Genomic DNA, 15,586 nt, shown 5'->3' with positions numbered 1-15,586 from the left:
GAGCCCTCACGATCAGTGGCGAATAACGCCGACACTTAAACCTTCGATAACAAATTCGTCGTTGGCTAAATCCACCTCAATCGGCGCGAACTCAGCGTTTTCGGCAAACAAAGTGACCTTGTTGCCTTGGCGATGGAAGCGTTTCACGGTGACTTCTTCACCGATACGCGCCACCACCACTTGGCCGTTGCGGGCCTCGCGGGTGATATGCACGGCGAGCAAATCGCCATCCAAAATACCGATGTCTTTCATGCTTTCGCCGCGTACCCGCAGCAGATAATCGGCACGCGGGTTAAAGAACTCTGGCGGAATCTTGCAGTGATCATCCACATGCTGTTCAGCCAGAATGGGGCTGCCAGCGGCGACGCGGCCAATCACCGGCAAGCCATCGTCGTTGGCAGCGGGGTGGTCATCGCACAGACGAATGCCGCGTGAGGCGCCGGGAATCATCTCAATCGCGCCTTTTTTCGCCAGCGCTTTTAAGTGTTCTTCAGCGGCGTTGGGCGAACGAAAGCCCAGTTCTTGGGCGATTTCCGCACGGGTAGGTGGGTAGCCGTTGTCTTCCACGCAGCGACGAATGAAGCCAAGGATTTCCGCTTGGCGGGGCGTCAGCTTGATCATGGATATTCCTCTGTTTGTTTATACAGTAATTGGGATTATATCCAGTGTTTTTGCCTCTGCAAGCGCTACTTTTACTGTGTTGGTTAACCTATTGATATGCAATAAAAAAGCCCTGCTAAACGAGATGTTTGCGCAGGGCCGTCCCAAACAGGTGCGGTTGGAATTAGGCTTTGCGCCGCTGCCGTTGCGCGAATAACCAGAGGCCGCTGGCGGCCAACAGCGCATTGGCTAAGGCGAAGAGGCTTAACAAGATGTCTTTGCCGAGCTTGCCGAACACTTCTAGCCACTGCGCTTTGTGCAGGTAGGCGAAGGCAAAGCCCTCGAAGCGATCGGCGCCTTGAATGCGTGCCGCTAGCGTGGCGTCGCTAGGGTCGATATACAGCGTGGTGCTGCGGGTATCGCCATAGCTGCTCGCCCACACCGGTAGGCGTTTGAAGATAAAGCCGTACTCATGGCTGAACTGGGTTTGCCAGTCTTGCTTGATTGCAGCCTTGAGGCCTAGGGCTTTGGCGTAGTGCTGCGCCCACAACGCACCCAAGTTAGCGCCAGTGTGCTCAGGCAACGGGCGGCCATCCAACGCATGCCAACGCGTGCTGATGCCTTGTGAACTTTGCACGCGTAGCGCCCATGCGTGCTGGCCGCCGGCCTCTAGCAGCGCTGCGCTTAACAGCTGCTCGCTGGGCAGTAGCCATGTTTGGCTGGGGGGCTGGGCGTGTTGCCAATCGAGCTGCATCACATACTGGGCTGGCAGTGGCGTGCCGGCTTTTTTGTGCACTAGGTGCCACAGGCCGGTGCTGGCAAAGGCGAGGGTGGATAAAGCAATGCCTAAGCCGCACCACGCATGCCAACGGCGGTGCCCTTGGCGGGCATGGCGAGCAACGGCGCGACGAGTAAAAAACAGCCCTAAACCCAGCGCCGTGGCGCACAGGCAGCTGAGCAGTAACAGGCCCATGATTAGCTCACGCACTAGCCCTAAGCCATTCAGTGGAGCAAAGTTATGCAGCAGCTTAAAGGCTTGGCTGTAGAGGGCTTTCGGCGTGTCGATTAGGCTGGCGAGGCGGTCGTTAAACACATCTACATACACCCGCAGGCCGTCGCTACGCGCGGTGTCGACGCGCGCCACCGGTAGTAAGCGGTTGATAAACACATATTCGTTATCAAAGCGGCTTTGCTGGCCGACGTATTTCAGCGGCTCTTGGCTGGCGAGATAGTGCTGGGCGAGCTGCTCGGCATGCTTAGCCAGTAGATCGTGCTCTTGGCCTGTGAGGGCATCGAAGTAGCGCGCGTGATTGGCACTGCGCACTTGATAGTAGGGCCGCTGATTAAGGCTGAGCAAGCGCAGCGCGGTAATGGGCTCAGTGCCGTTAAGCGCAAGCTGGGCAGGCGCCAGTAGCGGCTGTTGCAGGCTGATGGCGGTGCTCGGCGGGGTAAACACCGCAGGCTTAGGCTGTAACGCGCCCATTAGCGGGTGTAATAAGCCGCTGATGCTCCATGCCAGCACGGCAATACAGGCCGCCACGGCCAAGCGGCGGTGCCAAGTGAGCAGCACGCGCAGCCAGCGGCTACGCGTGCTGGTGAGGGTACTGGGTAAGGCGGCGGTCACAGGCGCCACTCCACGCCGGCAAATACCGCACGGCCATCGCCGGGCAGGAATTGCGCTTGGTCTTGGCCTTTGGCATCGGCCACCACGCCGGTGGTGGCGATGTAGGTTTTATCGCTTAAGTTGCGGCCTTCAACAAAGAAGCCAAAGCCGTGTGGCTGGCGATAACCCAACTTGGCGCCCCAGATGGCATAGCCTTTGGCATACAGGGTTTCGGCGTGGTCGACATTGTAGTGACCGGGCACCCATTCTAGCGTGGGGCCGGCGTACCAGCCGTTCTGCTGCCAGAGTACTTCACCTTTAACAAATTGCTTAGGAATGCCGCCTAAGCGATTGTCACCATAGACGTTATCGTTATCGAAACGGAAGTCGTTGAGCAGGTATTGGCCGCGCACCACGAACTGATCGAGCGTCCAGCTGCCGCCAAACTCGACACCTTGGTGCAAAGTACGGTCGGCGTTGATGGTGCCTAGAGCGTTGCCGTTGGCATCGTTTAAAGCCAGCAGCTCGTCACGAATCTCGCTGCGGTACACGGCCAAGTCTAAGTCCAGCGTGTCGTATTTCCAGCGCAGGCCCAGCTCTAGGGTGTTGGCGGTTTGCGCAGCGTTTTTATTGATGACTTGTGCGCCGGCCATTTCGCTTAACGTCGGCGGCTCGTGACTTTGACTGAGGTTGCCGTAGAACTGAATGCCCGGCGCGTAGTCGTGGCGCAGACCTAAACGCCCCACGCGGCCGGTGTAGCTTTGCTCAACGGACTCGTCTTGCTTTAAGCAAAAGCTGCTGACAAAAGCGTTGCACTGGAGGCGATCGTCAATTTGCCGATCGCTGTGCAGCCAAGCACCGCCCACGATAGCAGCCCAGCGTTCGGCTAGGGGGATTTCCAGCTCGCTGAAGACATTGCTGTTGCGCGCGGTGTTGTGTAGCTCGTTGACTTTGCGGCCTTTATTGCCGGCCACGTTGACGTAGCGGGAATCCCACGCGCGGCCGTGGCTGTGCTCGATGCCTGTGGCCAAGCGCCAGCCGTCGTGGCTGCGGTAGTGATGGGTTAAGCGCAGGCCGTAGTCTTCGTTGTGAATGTCGAGCACCTGAAAAATCGGGTGGTCGAGGTACTTGTCGGAGTAGAAACTCGCCAGCTCAAGGCTGTGCTCGTCGTTAAGGCTCAACGTGGTGAGGTTGCCGATACGGTTGAGCGTGAGGTTGCGCTGTTGATCGCCGGTGATATTGCCGGCAGCAGCTTGGCTGGCGTCGGCGCGCAGTTGGCTTTTGGTTAAGTTGCCGGGCAAGTCGGAATTGCTATTGATATTGCTGAAGTAAAACCGCGTGCTGACGCGCTCGTTAATGCGTCCGCCTAAGTTGGCGAAGTAGCGCTGGTTTTCTTGTTTGCTGTGATCGCGAAAGCCGTCTTGGCGGTAATCCGACACGCTGAACGTGCCGTCGGCCGCGCCAAAATCATGCCCGCCTGCGGCAAACAAACGGCGATAGCCAAAGCTGCCGCCCTCAGCGCGCAAGTCCAACGGCGCCATATCGTGCACACTGGGGGTGACGAAGTTAATCGCACCGCCCAAGTTGGCTGCGCCGTATTGCCACGCATTGGCACCGCGATAGACCTGAATGTGATCCAACGCGAGCGGCTCGATGGCTTGGAAGTCGCCACTGCCATCGGCCAAGTTGATGGGCACACCGTCTTGCATCAACAAGATGCCGCGCTGGTGAAAGGTGCGTTGAATGCCCGAGCCACGAATCGACAGGCGCGATTCTTCTGAGCCAAAGCGCGGCTGGACAAACACCCCGGTGGCCATGCCTAAGCTGTCTTGCAGGGTGCTGGCGCGGCCTTGTTTGTAGGTGCGCTCGGCATCCACTAAGGTGGCGCCGCCGGGAATGTGCGCCTGTTTGGCGCGCACGGCGTTCTTGCTCGGACGGGTTGGGTCGACTTGGTATTTGCCGTTTTTAATCAGCAGCGGTTTGGCGCTGTTATCGGCAAATTCGTCGTCAGGGTGGCCGGCTAACGCGGCGCCGGGCAGCAGCAACAAGGCCAAGGCGAGTGGGTGCAGGCGAAACTTAGGCAGGCGAGGGTGCATGCGTGGGCATCCTTTTCTTATCACGTGGCAGAATGCACGCACTCTAGAGACAGCGGCCCAAAGCGTGAATGCGACACAAGGTCGCATCAGGAATGGCTATGCGAATTAACTGCGCGCAGTGTCTGCGCCCCGAAGTACAGTGTTTGTGTGCCTACCTGCCACGCTTAGAGTCGCGTTGGCAGGTGCTGATTTTGCGCCACAGCAGTGAGGCCAAACATGCGCTGAATACTGCACGCTTAGCCGTGTTGGGCCTTAAGCAGTGCCGCTTGATGGATGGGGAAGTGTTTGCTCAGCTGCCCGCGCTGCTGGCCGAACCCGGTTGGCAGAATTGGCTGTTGTTTCCCGCTGCCAGCGCCCAGTTAGTGGAGCAGGGCGTGGCGAGTGAGGCCGGGCAACGGCAGCGCTTGATTGTGTTGGATGGCAGTTGGCGCAAGGCCAAGCGCCTGCTGCACTGCAATCCCTGTTTGGCTGCCTTGCCGCGATTAAGTTTTGCTTCGCCGCCGCCCTCGCGCTACCGGCTGCGCAAAGTGCCGACGGCGGAGGCGCTATCGACCATCGAGGCCATCACCTACGCCTTAGAGCAGTTAGAAGGGCGTAGTTTTCAGTCGTTATTAGCACCGTTTGAAGCGTTAATCGAGCAGCAGATAAGCGCCATGGGTAGCAAGCGTTATCAGGCCGATTTTGCCGCACGTAACGCGCATTTAGACGCTTAGTTATTGGCTTTATGGATGCTGGCTTGGCGTGACTATTCGCCAATCTGATGCAGCTGGGGTTTGCCGTGGGATTGCCTACACTGGCTGCAATCTACAACCACAAGGAAAACCCTTATGACCGCACAACGGGTAATGATTACCGGCGCAGGCTCTGGCTTAGGCCGCGAAATGGCACTGCGCTGGGCCAAGGAAGGCGCACAACTGGCGCTGAGCGATGTTAACGATGCCGGTTTGGCAGAGACATTAAGCATGGTCAAAGCCGCGGGCGGTAGTGGTTTTACCCGCCGTTGTGATGTGCGTGATTACAGCCAGCTGAGCGCCTTGGCCGAAGCCTGTGAAGCGCAATTGGGCGGCATTGATGTGATCATCAATAACGCTGGTGTGGCCTCGGGCGGTTTCTTTACTCAGCTGTCGTTGGACGATTGGGATTGGCAGCTGTCGATCAACCTGATGGGCGTGGTCAAAGGTTGTAAGGCCTTCTTGCCGATGCTGCTAAAAAGCCGCGGCAAGATCATCAACATTGCCTCAATGGCAGCGCTGATGCAGGGCCCGGCGATGAGTAACTACAATGTGGCCAAAGCCGGTGTGGTGGCCTTGTCGGAAAGCCTGCTGATTGAGCTCAAGCCCATGGGGGTGGATGTGCACGTGGTGTGCCCGTCGTTCTTCCAGACCAATCTGCTCGATTCGTTCCGTGGCCCAACCCCGGCCATGAAAGGTGAAGTAGCCAAGCTGCTGGCCGGCTCGCCGATCAGTGCCGAAGACATTGCCAATTACGTTTATGAGCAGGTGGCCAACGGCGAATTTATGATTCTGCCGCACGAGCAAGGCCGCATGGCTTGGCAGCTCAAGCGCCAGCAGCCTGAGGCGCTGTACAAAGAAATGACCACCATGACGGAAAAGATGCTGTCTAAGGCAACCAGCCAGTAATCGCCAATAATCTGATTTAATCGGCGGACGGCTTAAGCACAAGGCGTACGGAGCGCAGGAAGCGAGGCATACCGTGTGGTAGGTGAGCTTGCGAGCACCGCACAACGCAGTGATTAAGCCGTGCAGGCATTAAATCATCGCCTCTTAGCCGCGCCGTTGCTGGCGGCGGTAGTCACCCGGTGTACTACCGCTCCAGCGTTTAAAGGCACGCTGAAACGCACCGGCCGAGGCAAAGCCGAGCAAATAGGCGATTTCGCCAAAGCTTAGGTCAGTGTCACGCACATAGGTGGTGGCGAGGTCGTGGCGGGTTTCGTTGAGTAATTGGCGAAAGCCGCTGCCTTCGTCGGTGAGTTTGCGGCGTAGCGTCCAGCTCGGCAGGCCTAAGCGCGCGGCGATGTCTTCAATGTCCGGTTCATGGCCCAATAACAGCGGGCCAATTTGCTGAATGACTTTTTCCCGCAGGGTGCGCGTATGGGTGCGTTGCTCGCGCTCGCGCTCGGCCAGCTGCTTGAGTTTGCTCCAGGTGCTGGGGCAGTGCTCGGGCAGGGCCATATCAAGGCAGCTTTTGCTTAAGCGCAGTTGATTGCGCTCACTGGAAAACTCCACCGGCGCCTTGAAGTGTGCGCTGTAAGCGGCGTGATAGCTCGGTGCGGCAAACTCGATCTGTACTTGCTCAAGACAAGGCTGGCTGCCGGCCAGCTGGCTGAGCTGGGTCGCCCAGCCGGCCAGTACCGAGTCCACCACGAAGCGGTTGTAGTCGTTGTACGGGCTGATCGAGTAGAAGCGCAGCCATGCGCCGCTGGCGTCTTCGTGAAAGCTCGACTGGCCGCGGTAGTTCTGTGCGTACAGGCTTTCAAATTCGGTGATGCAGCGCAGCGCCTCACGCAAGGTCGGCGCGCTACGGGCCAGAATGCCGGCTAGGCCTAAGTGCGTGGCGTTATGCCGGGCACCGGCCAGCAGACCAATATCAGCGCGCCCGGTCAGCTCTATGCAGGCGTGGCCCAAGCGCATGTAGCGCGGAATCGACAAGCGCCCATCGGCTTCACTTAAACGCTGTGGGGTGAGGGCAAAGCGCTCGCGCAGTTCGCGGGTGTCGTGGCCCAAGCTATTCACGGTGTCCAGCAGGTTATGGATAAAACCAACGGACAAATCCCCTAGGCGAACAGCAAAGCGATTTACAGCCATAGATTAAGCAGCTGCGCGACGTCGCTGTCGTGAATGCCTTGCGGGGTTTGTCCGGGCAGGGCGATAAAGCTACGCCCGTCGGTGTCTAAGTCCCACAGTTTGCCGCGCGAAAACACCGTCATGCCGGCGATGGCGCCACTTTTACCAATTTGCCCGCCGAGTGCCAGTTGGTGCCAGGCTTGCTCTTCGGTTAGTTCGCCGGGTTCTGGCATGTCGTCACCAGGTAGCGAGCCATCGAGGCCCTCCCACAGGGCTTGCCATTGGCCTGCGCCGCGCAAAAACGCCGGTACCACGAGCAGCTGACTGCTGGCCAGGGCCAGCGGCGCATAGCTGCTTTCTTGCAGGCTATCGGCGCCGAGCAATACGCCTAAGCGTCCGGCGGGGCTCTGTAGTACGCCAAGCTGGCTAGTTTGCCCGGGCTCGGTAAAGGCTAGTTCCGACTTGATGGGGAACACTTTGCGCTGCGGCAAGCCCAGCGGACGGCCGTCGCGGTCGAAGGTCAGGCTGACGTTATACAGCGGGCCGGTGCCCGGCAGCAGTTGGCCGTCTACTAGGCTGGGGGTCGGCAGCAGAATCGAGCCGGCGACGATCGTCACGCCAAATTCACTGGCCAGCGAGCCAAACACTTGCTGGTAGTTCTCGGCCATGTAGTCGGCGTGCATTTTGAACACGGCGGCTTTGTAGTCCTCACGGGCTTCGCTACTGAGCAGGGCACTCAAGTAGTCGAACGGGCGGCTGGCAATCAGCCAGTGGGTGGCTTCTAGCAAGGTATCGGCGGAGTACACATGTGGTTTGGCGTTAGCCGCCACCAGCCAAGTGCCGATGTGCTCGGGGAACACCACGATGGTTTTGGCATTCAGCAGGCCTTGCTCACGGGCCTCACGCAGATGCCCCTGCAGCTTTAAGTACAAGCGCCCAGCACTTTGGTAATCGCCGGGGTAGAGGCGCGGCTCAATGCCGAGCAGGTTGCCGCGCCCGGCATCGTTGCCCACATTGAGCGCCACTTCGGCACGTAAATCGGACAAAAACAGTTCGACCGGGCGGATCTGCGTCCAGGCGAATAAAAAAGCGATCAGGCTGGCGCCAATCAAGCCCGGTAAGGCCAAACGACGCAGCGAACGGTGCACTAGGCGGTTAAACACGGCAGGTTCCAGTCTGTTAGTTAGGGTTATTAACTTGTTAATTAGGGTTATTGTGACACAAAGCCTGTGGGCTTATCGTCTTTGCAACCCTGACCAAGGTGCCCTTCATAATGCCTTGGCAGCTCTGTGAAATCAGCTTGTTTGGAGGTTCCATGACCGCCGCTTTGTACCCGAATCTGTTGGCCCCGCTTGATCTGGGCTTTACCACGCTGAAAAACCGCACCCTGATGGGCTCGATGCACACCGGCCTAGAAGAGCGTCCGGGCGGCTTTGAGCGCATGGCCGCTTACTTTGCTGAGCGTGCGCGCGGCGGCGTTGGCTTGATGGTCACCGGCGGCATTGGCCCCAACGAAGAAGGCGGCGTGTACTCTGGCGCAGCCAAGCTGAGCACCGTTGAAGAAGCTGAAAAGCACAAGATCGTCACCCAAGCGGTGCATGAAGCCGACGGCAAAATCTGTATGCAGATTCTGCACGCTGGCCGTTATGCCTACAGCCCCAAATCGGTAGCGCCGTCGGCCATTCAAGCGCCGATCAACCCGTTCAAGCCCACTGAGTTGGACGAAGACGGCATCGAAAAGCAGATTGCCGACTTCGTAAACTGCGCCTCGCTGGCGCAATACGCCGGCTATGACGGCGTAGAGATCATGGGCTCGGAAGGTTACTTCATTAACCAGTTCATCGCGAAACACACCAACCAGCGTACTGATCAGTGGGGCGGCAGCTACGAAAACCGTATCCGTCTGCCGATCGAAATCGTCCGTCGTGTGCGTGAAAAGGTCGGCGCTAACTTCATCATCATCTACCGTCTGTCGATGCTCGACTTGGTAGAAGGCGGCAGCGACTGGGAAGAAATCGTCCAGCTGGCCAAAGCCATCGAAGCCGCTGGCGCGACCATCATCAACACCGGTATCGGCTGGCACGAAGCGCGTGTACCGACCATCGCTACTATGGTGCCGCGTGCGGCGTTCACCAAAGTGACCGCTAAGCTGCGTGGCGAAATCGGCATTCCGCTGGTCACCACCAACCGCATCAACACCCCGGAAGTGGCTGAGCAAGTGCTGGCCGAAGGCGATGCGGACATGATCTCCATGGCGCGTCCGTTCTTGGCTGACCCGGATTTCGTCAACAAGGCCGCCGAAGGCCGCGCCGATGAAATCAACACTTGTATCGGCTGTAACCAAGCCTGTTTGGACCACACCTTTGGCGGCAAGCTGACCAGCTGCTTGGTCAACCCGCGCGCGTGTCACGAAACTGAGCTGAACTACATTCCGACCACCAACGTGAAGAAGATCGCCGTGGTCGGTGCTGGCCCTGCGGGTTTGGCGGCAGCCACGGTAGCGGCTGAGCGTGGCCACGAAGTGACCCTGTTCGACAGCAGCAGCGAAATCGGCGGCCAGTTCAACGTGGCTAAGCGTATTCCGGGTAAGGAAGAGTTCTACGAAACCCTGCGTTACTTCAAAAAGCGTATCGAAGTCACCGGCGTGAACCTGCAGCTGAACACCCGCGTGAGTGCTGACGACCTGATCGCTGGCGGCTTTGATGAGATTTTGCTGGCCACGGGTATTAGTCCGCGTACTCCGGGTATTCCGGGTGTTGAACACGCTAAAGTGATCAGCTATCTGGATGCCATCTTAGGTCGCAAGCCGGTTGGTCAGAAGGTTGCGGTGATCGGTGCTGGCGGTATCGGCTTCGACGTGTCTGAACTGATCACTCAAGTCGGCGAGTCCACCAGTTTGTCGCGTGAAGAGTTCTGGAAAGAGTGGGGCATCGACCAAGCGCTGAACGCCCGTGGCGGTGTGGCTGGGGTTAAGGCCGAGCATCCGCAAGTGGCCCGTGAAGTGTTCTTGCTGCAGCGTAAGAAGAGCAAGGTCGGTGACGGCTTGGGTAAAACCACTGGCTGGATTCACCGCGCCACCCTGAAGAACAAGCAAGTGCAGATGATCAGCGCCTGTGACTACCTGAAGATCGACGACGCAGGTCTGCACCTGACCATCGCCGGTGGCGAGCCGCAGGTATTGCCGGTGGATACGGTGATTCTGTGTGCCGGCCAAGAGCCGATGCGCGAGCTGCAAGACGCCTTGGTCGCTGCTAAGCAGTCAGTACACCTGATCGGCGGTGCCGATGTGGCTGCCGAGCTGGATGCCAAGCGCGCCATCAACCAAGGTTCGCGACTAGCTGCTGAGCTGTAAGCGTTTCGCGGTCAATAAAAAGGGCATGCCACGGCATGCCCTTTTTTGTTGGCGCAGTATTGATTAACTGCGTGCTTTGTTTAAAAACGCACGGTAATGCTCGGCGGTTTCTTCCGGGCGTTCGAGCATCGGCGCGTGGCCGCAGTCTTTCATGATCACCACGCTGGGCTTGGCCAGCAGCGGTTGCATCACTTCGATGCTGCTCACATCCAATACGCGGTCTTGATCGCCCCACAGCAACAAAGTCGGAACTTTGATTTTGCCCAGCTCCGGCTCAAGGGGAATATAACGATCACGCAGATGGCTAAAAATTAGGTCATTCTGGCCTTGGTTGGCCAAGGCTTCGGCGGCGAAGTGCGCTTTCAGCGGGGCGGGGATCGGCGGCTGCTTTACGAAGACAAACTCCAGCAGCTTGTCGAAGTCTTCCGGCTTATACACCACCAGCGGGTTCGGTTCGCCGCGCTCTAGGCGCTCAAACAGTTCGCTTTTTTTCGGCGCGGTAATGCCGCCGTTATCCAACAGACCAAGGCTGAGCACGCGACTGGGGTGACGCGCCGCGACTAACGCGGCGATATGCCCGCCCATCGAGTTGCCGGCAATGTGAAAGCGCGTGATGCCGAGTTCTTTCGTCAGCTGAGCAACGCGCTCGGCTTGGCTGCCCACGTCGTAACTGATGTTGTTGGGTTTATCGCTGTCACCAAAGCCGGGCAGGTCGATGGCGATCACTTGGTAATCTTGGGTTAAGTGCTGGGCCATGCGCACCCAATTGTCTTTGTTGGCGCCAAAGCCGTGCAGTAGCACCAGCGTTGGTGCATCGGTTGGGCCACCGCGATAAAAGTGGTAATTGATTTGCCCCACGCGTGCGCTTTCATGCTCGAGATCAGCACGCAGTAGTTCGTACTGGCGGGCCACGGGCAGTACAGCTTGGGGATAGAAATACACGGTGGCAGCAGCGGCGCCGAGCAGCAGGCCTAGGGCGAGAGCGGCTTTTTTAAGCATGGGATTTCCTTATATGGGTTGGCTGCACGAGGAGCCGGCGCGGCGTGCGGACAGAGTGCGCGTCATTCCGCCGGCTTGGGCGGGTAGCTTGGCTACACTACCATAAGGCGTTTGCCGTTCTAGCTTAAGAGGAAGTACGCCGTGCTTAAGTCAGGCCTGGTTTTGCTAGGTGCGTTGTGTGTCAGCTGGTCGTTGCAGGCTGCAGAGCATCGTTGTGAGCAGTTGTTACTTACGGGCAATCCCGAATACCCGCCGTATTTGTGGCGCGACCCGCAGCAGCCGCAGCAACTGATAGGTGCCAATGCCGATTTAGCCAAGCGTATTGGCTTAGAGCTCGGCATTAAGGTGCAAGTGCTGTACACGGGGCCTTGGTCGCGTGCCCAGCAAGAGGTTAAAAGCGGTCGCTACGACATGCTCGCTGGCGCTTTTTTAACGGCAGAGCGTTTGGGCTGGATGGATTACGTGTATCCGGCATTTCTCAGTGCCACCAGCGTCGTGTGGCAGCGCAAAGAGGCCGACTGGCCGTATCTGGGTTGGGAAAGTCTGCGTAATCGCAAAGGCGCGACAGTGGTGAATAACAGCTTTGGTCAAGCCTTTGACCGCTTTGCCGAAGACTTTCTGACCGTTGAAGAGGTGCCGGCTTTAGATCAAGCCTTGGGCATGTTGCTGCGTGGGCGTATCGACTACGTGCTGTACGAGCGTTATCCGGCGCAGGCGCATGTGGATAAGCAAGGGTTCACCGGGCAGATAGAAGCTCAGGACCCGGCCATTAGCGCGGAAGGCTTGTATCTAACCTTGTCGCACACCTCACCCTGTAATACACCCACACTGCGCGGGCAGTTAGCCCAAGTGATGTTGCGTTTGGCCGGCAGTGGCGTGCCTGAAGAGTTGCTGGCGATCAATGCTGCTCGTTGGCGCGAGCAGCAACGCAACCACATAGCGCCTAAAGAGAGCCCTTAACGCGCTTGCCAATACTGCTGCGCGCGCTGCTGGGCTTCGTCTTGTTCGAGGCCTAAGCCGCGTAAGGCCAGGGCCATGGTTGCCTGTGCGGCCAGTTCTCCGTACGCATCGCTGGTGGTTTTCGTCCACACGCTACGCAACTGGGCTGGGTCAAGCTGCTCGGGCTTCATCAGGCGTTGGTTGCTCAGTGCCGACCAGCGCTCCGTCCACGAGGTTCCGGCTTGGGTGCCGAGCACGTCGCTGTCGACGTCGGGGCGCATTTCCACTTCGCCACCGTCGCCTTTGATCACCAAAGCATGGTCGCCCAGTAAGCGGCTAGCTTCTTGGTGTACGGCTTGGTAGCCGGGATGGAAAATACTTTGCAGGCCGCAACGGGCCTGCAGCGGGTTGATCAAACGCACTAGGGAGTGAATCGGCGAGCGCAGACCTAAGATATTGCGCAGGTCGATCATGTGTTGCAGACGCGGCGACCAAGCAGCCAGCGGCATGAAGGCAATGTTGTGCTGGTCCAACGCTTGCGCCACGCTCTGCCAGTCGTGACAGAGGGGAATGTCGAGATCAGCGAGCAGTGCTTCGCTATACAAGCGCCCAGCGGTGTGCGCGCCGCCTCCATGCAAAAACACGCGATGGCCTTGCTTGGCCAAACACTTGGCCGCCAGCAGATACCAATTCAGCTGACGTTTTTTGCCGGCATAGCTGGGCCAGTCAAGGTCGACGGCAATCTCTGGGGCGTTGATTTCGGCGCGTACGGCACTGCAAAAACCGGCCAGCTCTTCGGGCGACTCTTCTTTAAAGCGCAGCAGCATGAGAAAGGCGCCGAGTTGCTCATCGGTCACTTCGCCGCGCATCACCATGCCCATGGCGTGCTCAGCCTCTTCGCGGGTGAGCCCGCGCGAGCCGCGCTGGCCCTTGCCGAGAATACGGACATAGGTGGCGAAGGGGTGTTCTGCGGGCGTGGTCAGGGTCATAAGCAATTATTCGGTTTGGGCAAACCCGCGAGGCGGGCAGACAGTTTGGCGGGGCTGCCGGGAAACAGCTGATTCAAGCGCAGGCTATTGCCCAGCTCGCTGCCGGCGTGTTGCGCAATGTATTTGACCAAAGGACGCATGGCCGGAGCCAGCTGAAATTCAGCATAAAACTGACGCTGCAAGTGAATGACCTGCCAGTGCGCGTCGCTCAGCGTGAGGTTTTCTAGTGCAGCCAAGGCTTGCGCGGCGGGCTCGCTCCACTGGTTAAAGTCAGCCAGAAAGCCGTCTTTATCCAGCGCTAGCTGACTGCCATCGGCTAGCAGCAAGATGCTCATAGCCAGCTGTTGACCTTGTCCGCTTGCAGGCTTAATGCCACGAAGCGAGGGTAATCAACGCTGTTCACGCGCTCGGGCAGACAGTCTTGCAAGTGGCGGGCTATCAGGTCTTCTTCTAGCGCAAAGAGCTGCACCCCGGCGGGCATTAGCTCTAACGCTTTGCGCTGTAGACTGCCGGGCTGTAGCGCCAGTACGGCATCGCCGGTGAGTAACAAACCGTCGTTCGCGCCGATCACATGCAGGCAGCTGGTCAGGCGCTGGTCGGTAAAGGGCGAGTGGCTGAGTAAGTGCAGGGTTTTCATCACAGCGTTATCACTAAGTCGTGGCTTGCATACAAGGCACTGATCGCGGCGTCATCTAAACACTGCACGGCAGGTTGAGCTTTGGTGCTGTCTAAACCGCGATCACGCAGGCAGCGCTCGGCCACGTAAAGCTGCTCGACGCCAAACATCGGCAAGGCTTGCAGGTTGGCGCTTAAGTTTTTCTGCTCAAGGGCGGCGAAGTTCGGGGTAAATAACTGAAACACGCCGTCATCCAAAAACAGCAGGCTGATCGGTAAATCAAACGCGCCGCCAGCGAGGGCGATGTCTAACAGTTCGCGCGGCGTGCTGCCGGAGCAGGGCGCATGACGGCTGACCAATAACAGAGATTTGCTCATCACGGCCCCCCAAAGCAGATCAGTCGATCGGCGCTTTGCGCGGCGTCGTGCAGCTGGCCTAAGCCGGACAACTCCCACGGTGTCTGCACACTGTAGCCGTCGCGGTTATAGCGTTCAGCTTCTGCTTGGTTCAGCTGGCCACGGCGCAGGGCAGCGGCAATGCACACCACCGCATCGAGCTGGTGCTGGGTAACAAACTCGTGCCAGGCGCGGGGCAAATCCAGCTCATCTTGCGCGGTGACTTGCTGGCTTGACGCACTGTGTACACCGGCTTGATAGAAGAACAAGCGGCTAATCGCATGACCTTCGGCCAAGACGGCTTCGGCAAAGCGCAGTGCGCGGCGGTTAGAGGCTTGTTCAGGGGCGCTGAAAACGGCGATGGCAAATTGCATAGAAAAAAAGGCCCGCGCTAGGCGAGCCTCTCCGTGGTGCGGGCTTGATCAGTCGTCACTGAAGGCGCCAATCAGCTGTAGCAGGCTGACGAACAAGTTGTAGATCGATACATACAGGCCAATGGTGGCCATGATGTAGTTACGCTCGCCGCCGTGGATGATGTTGCTGGTTTCAAACAGGATGCACGCCGAAGCAAACAGCACAAAACCGGCGCTGATCGCCAGCTGCAAGCCCGGGATCTGGAAAAAGAAACCCAGCAGCATGGCACCGATCAAGACAAAGAAGCCGGCGACAATAAAGCCACCTAAGAAGCTCATGTCTTTACGGGTAGTTAGTACATAGGCCGACAAACCGAAGAACACCAGCGCAGTCATACCCATGGCCGAGCTGATGATGCTACCGCCATTGGCCATGCCGAGGTAGTGGTTAAGAATCGGGCCTAAGGTGTAACCCATAAAGCCGGTCAGGGCGAACGTGGTGACTAAGCCCCAGCCTGAATTACGCAGTTTGTAAGTGGCAAAGAACAGGCCGTAGAAGGCCACCAAGGTGATGATGATGCCTGGGTGTGGCAGGCGCATTTGCTGCGAGACATAAGCCATCAGAGCACTGAAAGCCAGTGTCATCGCTAGCAGGCCATAGGTGTTGCGCAGCACGGCACTGACGTCGCTGCTGCCTTGTGCCTGCTCCAGTGTTTGATATTGCTGCTGTTGCATCGCTATCTCCTTAGGGAAAACGCGCTCCATGCGCGACACGGACGTGTGGGATTGATCATACCAGAGCGACTGATTTCGCCAAGACCTCAAAACCCAGCAAAAATA

General features: G+C 58.3%; 17 protein-coding genes. 5 read left to right on the top strand and 12 right to left on the bottom strand.

The features are described from left to right. Window positions 1–12: 12 nt before the first annotated feature. The gene (lexA, locus tag BMX80_RS14205; protein WP_074869705.1) at window positions 13–621 is read right to left on the bottom strand and encodes a transcriptional repressor LexA; all 609 of its coding nucleotides are present in this window, start codon (window positions 619–621) and stop codon (window positions 13–15) included. On the opposite strand from lexA, the gene BMX80_RS17710 reads away from it, so the two are divergent. After that, window positions 620–817: a hypothetical protein gene (locus BMX80_RS17710; protein WP_139214149.1), complete on the top strand. Its 198-nt coding sequence runs from the start codon at window positions 620–622 to the stop codon at window positions 815–817. The genes lexA and BMX80_RS17710 overlap by 2 nt on opposite strands. On the opposite strand, the gene BMX80_RS14200 is transcribed toward BMX80_RS17710, so the two are convergent. Next, on the bottom strand, window positions 785–2,224 hold the full coding sequence (locus BMX80_RS14200; RefSeq protein ID WP_074869702.1) for a PepSY domain-containing protein: 1,440 nt from the start codon (window positions 2,222–2,224) through the stop codon (window positions 785–787). The genes BMX80_RS17710 and BMX80_RS14200 overlap by 33 nt on opposite strands. Continuing rightward, window positions 2,221–4,299: a TonB-dependent receptor family protein gene (locus tag BMX80_RS14195; protein ID WP_074869700.1), complete on the bottom strand. Its 2,079-nt coding sequence runs from the start codon at window positions 4,297–4,299 to the stop codon at window positions 2,221–2,223. The genes BMX80_RS14200 and BMX80_RS14195 overlap by 4 nt, the downstream gene beginning before the upstream one ends. 98 nt (window positions 4,300–4,397) lie before the next feature. On the opposite strand from BMX80_RS14195, the gene BMX80_RS14190 reads away from it, so the two are divergent. Together BMX80_RS14190 and BMX80_RS14185 are read left to right on the top strand one after the other, a co-directional pair. Further along, window positions 4,398–5,012, top strand: a complete 615-nt coding sequence (locus BMX80_RS14190) for a tRNA-uridine aminocarboxypropyltransferase (protein ID WP_074869698.1) — start codon at window positions 4,398–4,400, stop codon at window positions 5,010–5,012. A 114-nt stretch (window positions 5,013–5,126) separates the two neighbouring features. After that, complete coding sequence (locus tag BMX80_RS14185; RefSeq protein ID WP_074869696.1) at window positions 5,127–5,939, top strand: SDR family oxidoreductase; 813 nt, start codon at window positions 5,127–5,129, stop codon at window positions 5,937–5,939. A 144-nt stretch (window positions 5,940–6,083) separates the two neighbouring features. Here BMX80_RS14185 and BMX80_RS14180 read toward each other — a convergent pair whose 3' ends face one another. Both BMX80_RS14180 and BMX80_RS14175 read right to left on the bottom strand, forming a co-directional pair. After that, complete coding sequence (locus BMX80_RS14180) at window positions 6,084–7,124, bottom strand: AraC family transcriptional regulator (RefSeq protein ID WP_074869693.1); 1,041 nt, start codon at window positions 7,122–7,124, stop codon at window positions 6,084–6,086. After that, entirely contained in the window at window positions 7,115–8,266 is a 1,152-nt protein-coding gene (locus tag BMX80_RS14175; RefSeq protein WP_235821650.1) for a carbon-nitrogen hydrolase family protein, read from the bottom strand. The genes BMX80_RS14180 and BMX80_RS14175 overlap by 10 nt, the downstream gene beginning before the upstream one ends. A gap of 152 nt (window positions 8,267–8,418) precedes the next feature. Between BMX80_RS14175 and BMX80_RS14170 the strand changes: the two genes are divergently transcribed. After that, the gene (locus BMX80_RS14170; protein ID WP_074869691.1) at window positions 8,419–10,455 is read left to right on the top strand and encodes an NADPH-dependent 2,4-dienoyl-CoA reductase; all 2,037 of its coding nucleotides are present in this window, start codon (window positions 8,419–8,421) and stop codon (window positions 10,453–10,455) included. 63 nt (window positions 10,456–10,518) lie between these two features. On the opposite strand, the gene BMX80_RS14165 is transcribed toward BMX80_RS14170, so the two are convergent. After that, window positions 10,519–11,454 (bottom strand): alpha/beta fold hydrolase, encoded by a 936-nt coding sequence (locus BMX80_RS14165; protein ID WP_074869688.1) that lies wholly within the window; start codon window positions 11,452–11,454, stop codon window positions 10,519–10,521. Between the two features lie 141 nt (window positions 11,455–11,595). Here BMX80_RS14165 and BMX80_RS14160 point away from each other — a divergent pair, with 141 nt between their 5' ends. Further along, window positions 11,596–12,414: a substrate-binding periplasmic protein gene (locus BMX80_RS14160; RefSeq protein WP_074869686.1), complete on the top strand. Its 819-nt coding sequence runs from the start codon at window positions 11,596–11,598 to the stop codon at window positions 12,412–12,414. Here the strand turns inward: BMX80_RS14160 and BMX80_RS14155 are convergent. The 6 genes from BMX80_RS14155 to BMX80_RS14130 are packed head-to-tail and all read right to left on the bottom strand — an operon-like array spanning window position 12,411 to window position 15,481. Then, a complete protein-coding gene (locus BMX80_RS14155; protein ID WP_074869683.1) occupies window positions 12,411–13,382 on the bottom strand; it encodes a glycosyl transferase family protein in 972 nt (323 codons plus the stop codon). The two genes, BMX80_RS14160 and BMX80_RS14155, sit on opposite strands and share 4 nt — an antisense overlap. Then, the gene (locus BMX80_RS14150; RefSeq protein WP_074869682.1) at window positions 13,379–13,717 is read right to left on the bottom strand and encodes a TusE/DsrC/DsvC family sulfur relay protein; all 339 of its coding nucleotides are present in this window, start codon (window positions 13,715–13,717) and stop codon (window positions 13,379–13,381) included. The genes BMX80_RS14155 and BMX80_RS14150 overlap by 4 nt, the downstream gene beginning before the upstream one ends. Beyond that, entirely contained in the window at window positions 13,714–14,019 is a 306-nt protein-coding gene (gene tusB / locus BMX80_RS14145) for a sulfurtransferase complex subunit TusB (protein ID WP_074869679.1), read from the bottom strand. The genes BMX80_RS14150 and tusB overlap by 4 nt, the downstream gene beginning before the upstream one ends. Further along, complete coding sequence (tusC, locus tag BMX80_RS14140; protein ID WP_074869676.1) at window positions 14,019–14,375, bottom strand: sulfurtransferase complex subunit TusC; 357 nt, start codon at window positions 14,373–14,375, stop codon at window positions 14,019–14,021. Before tusC ends, tusB begins: the two co-directional genes overlap by 1 nt. Further along, the gene (tusD, locus tag BMX80_RS14135) at window positions 14,375–14,767 is read right to left on the bottom strand and encodes a sulfurtransferase complex subunit TusD (RefSeq protein ID WP_074869673.1); all 393 of its coding nucleotides are present in this window, start codon (window positions 14,765–14,767) and stop codon (window positions 14,375–14,377) included. The genes tusC and tusD overlap by 1 nt, the downstream gene beginning before the upstream one ends. 48 nt (window positions 14,768–14,815) lie before the next feature. After that, on the bottom strand, window positions 14,816–15,481 hold the full coding sequence (locus BMX80_RS14130; RefSeq protein WP_071872384.1) for a Bax inhibitor-1/YccA family protein: 666 nt from the start codon (window positions 15,479–15,481) through the stop codon (window positions 14,816–14,818). Window positions 15,482–15,586 lie beyond the last annotated feature (105 nt).

It is taken from the genome of Atopomonas hussainii (assembly GCF_900109735.1).
Lineage (GTDB): Bacteria > Pseudomonadota > Gammaproteobacteria > Pseudomonadales > Pseudomonadaceae > Atopomonas > Atopomonas hussainii.
Note: the sequence above shows the minus strand (reverse complement) of the source record. Positions and strands in the feature narration are given on the sequence as shown.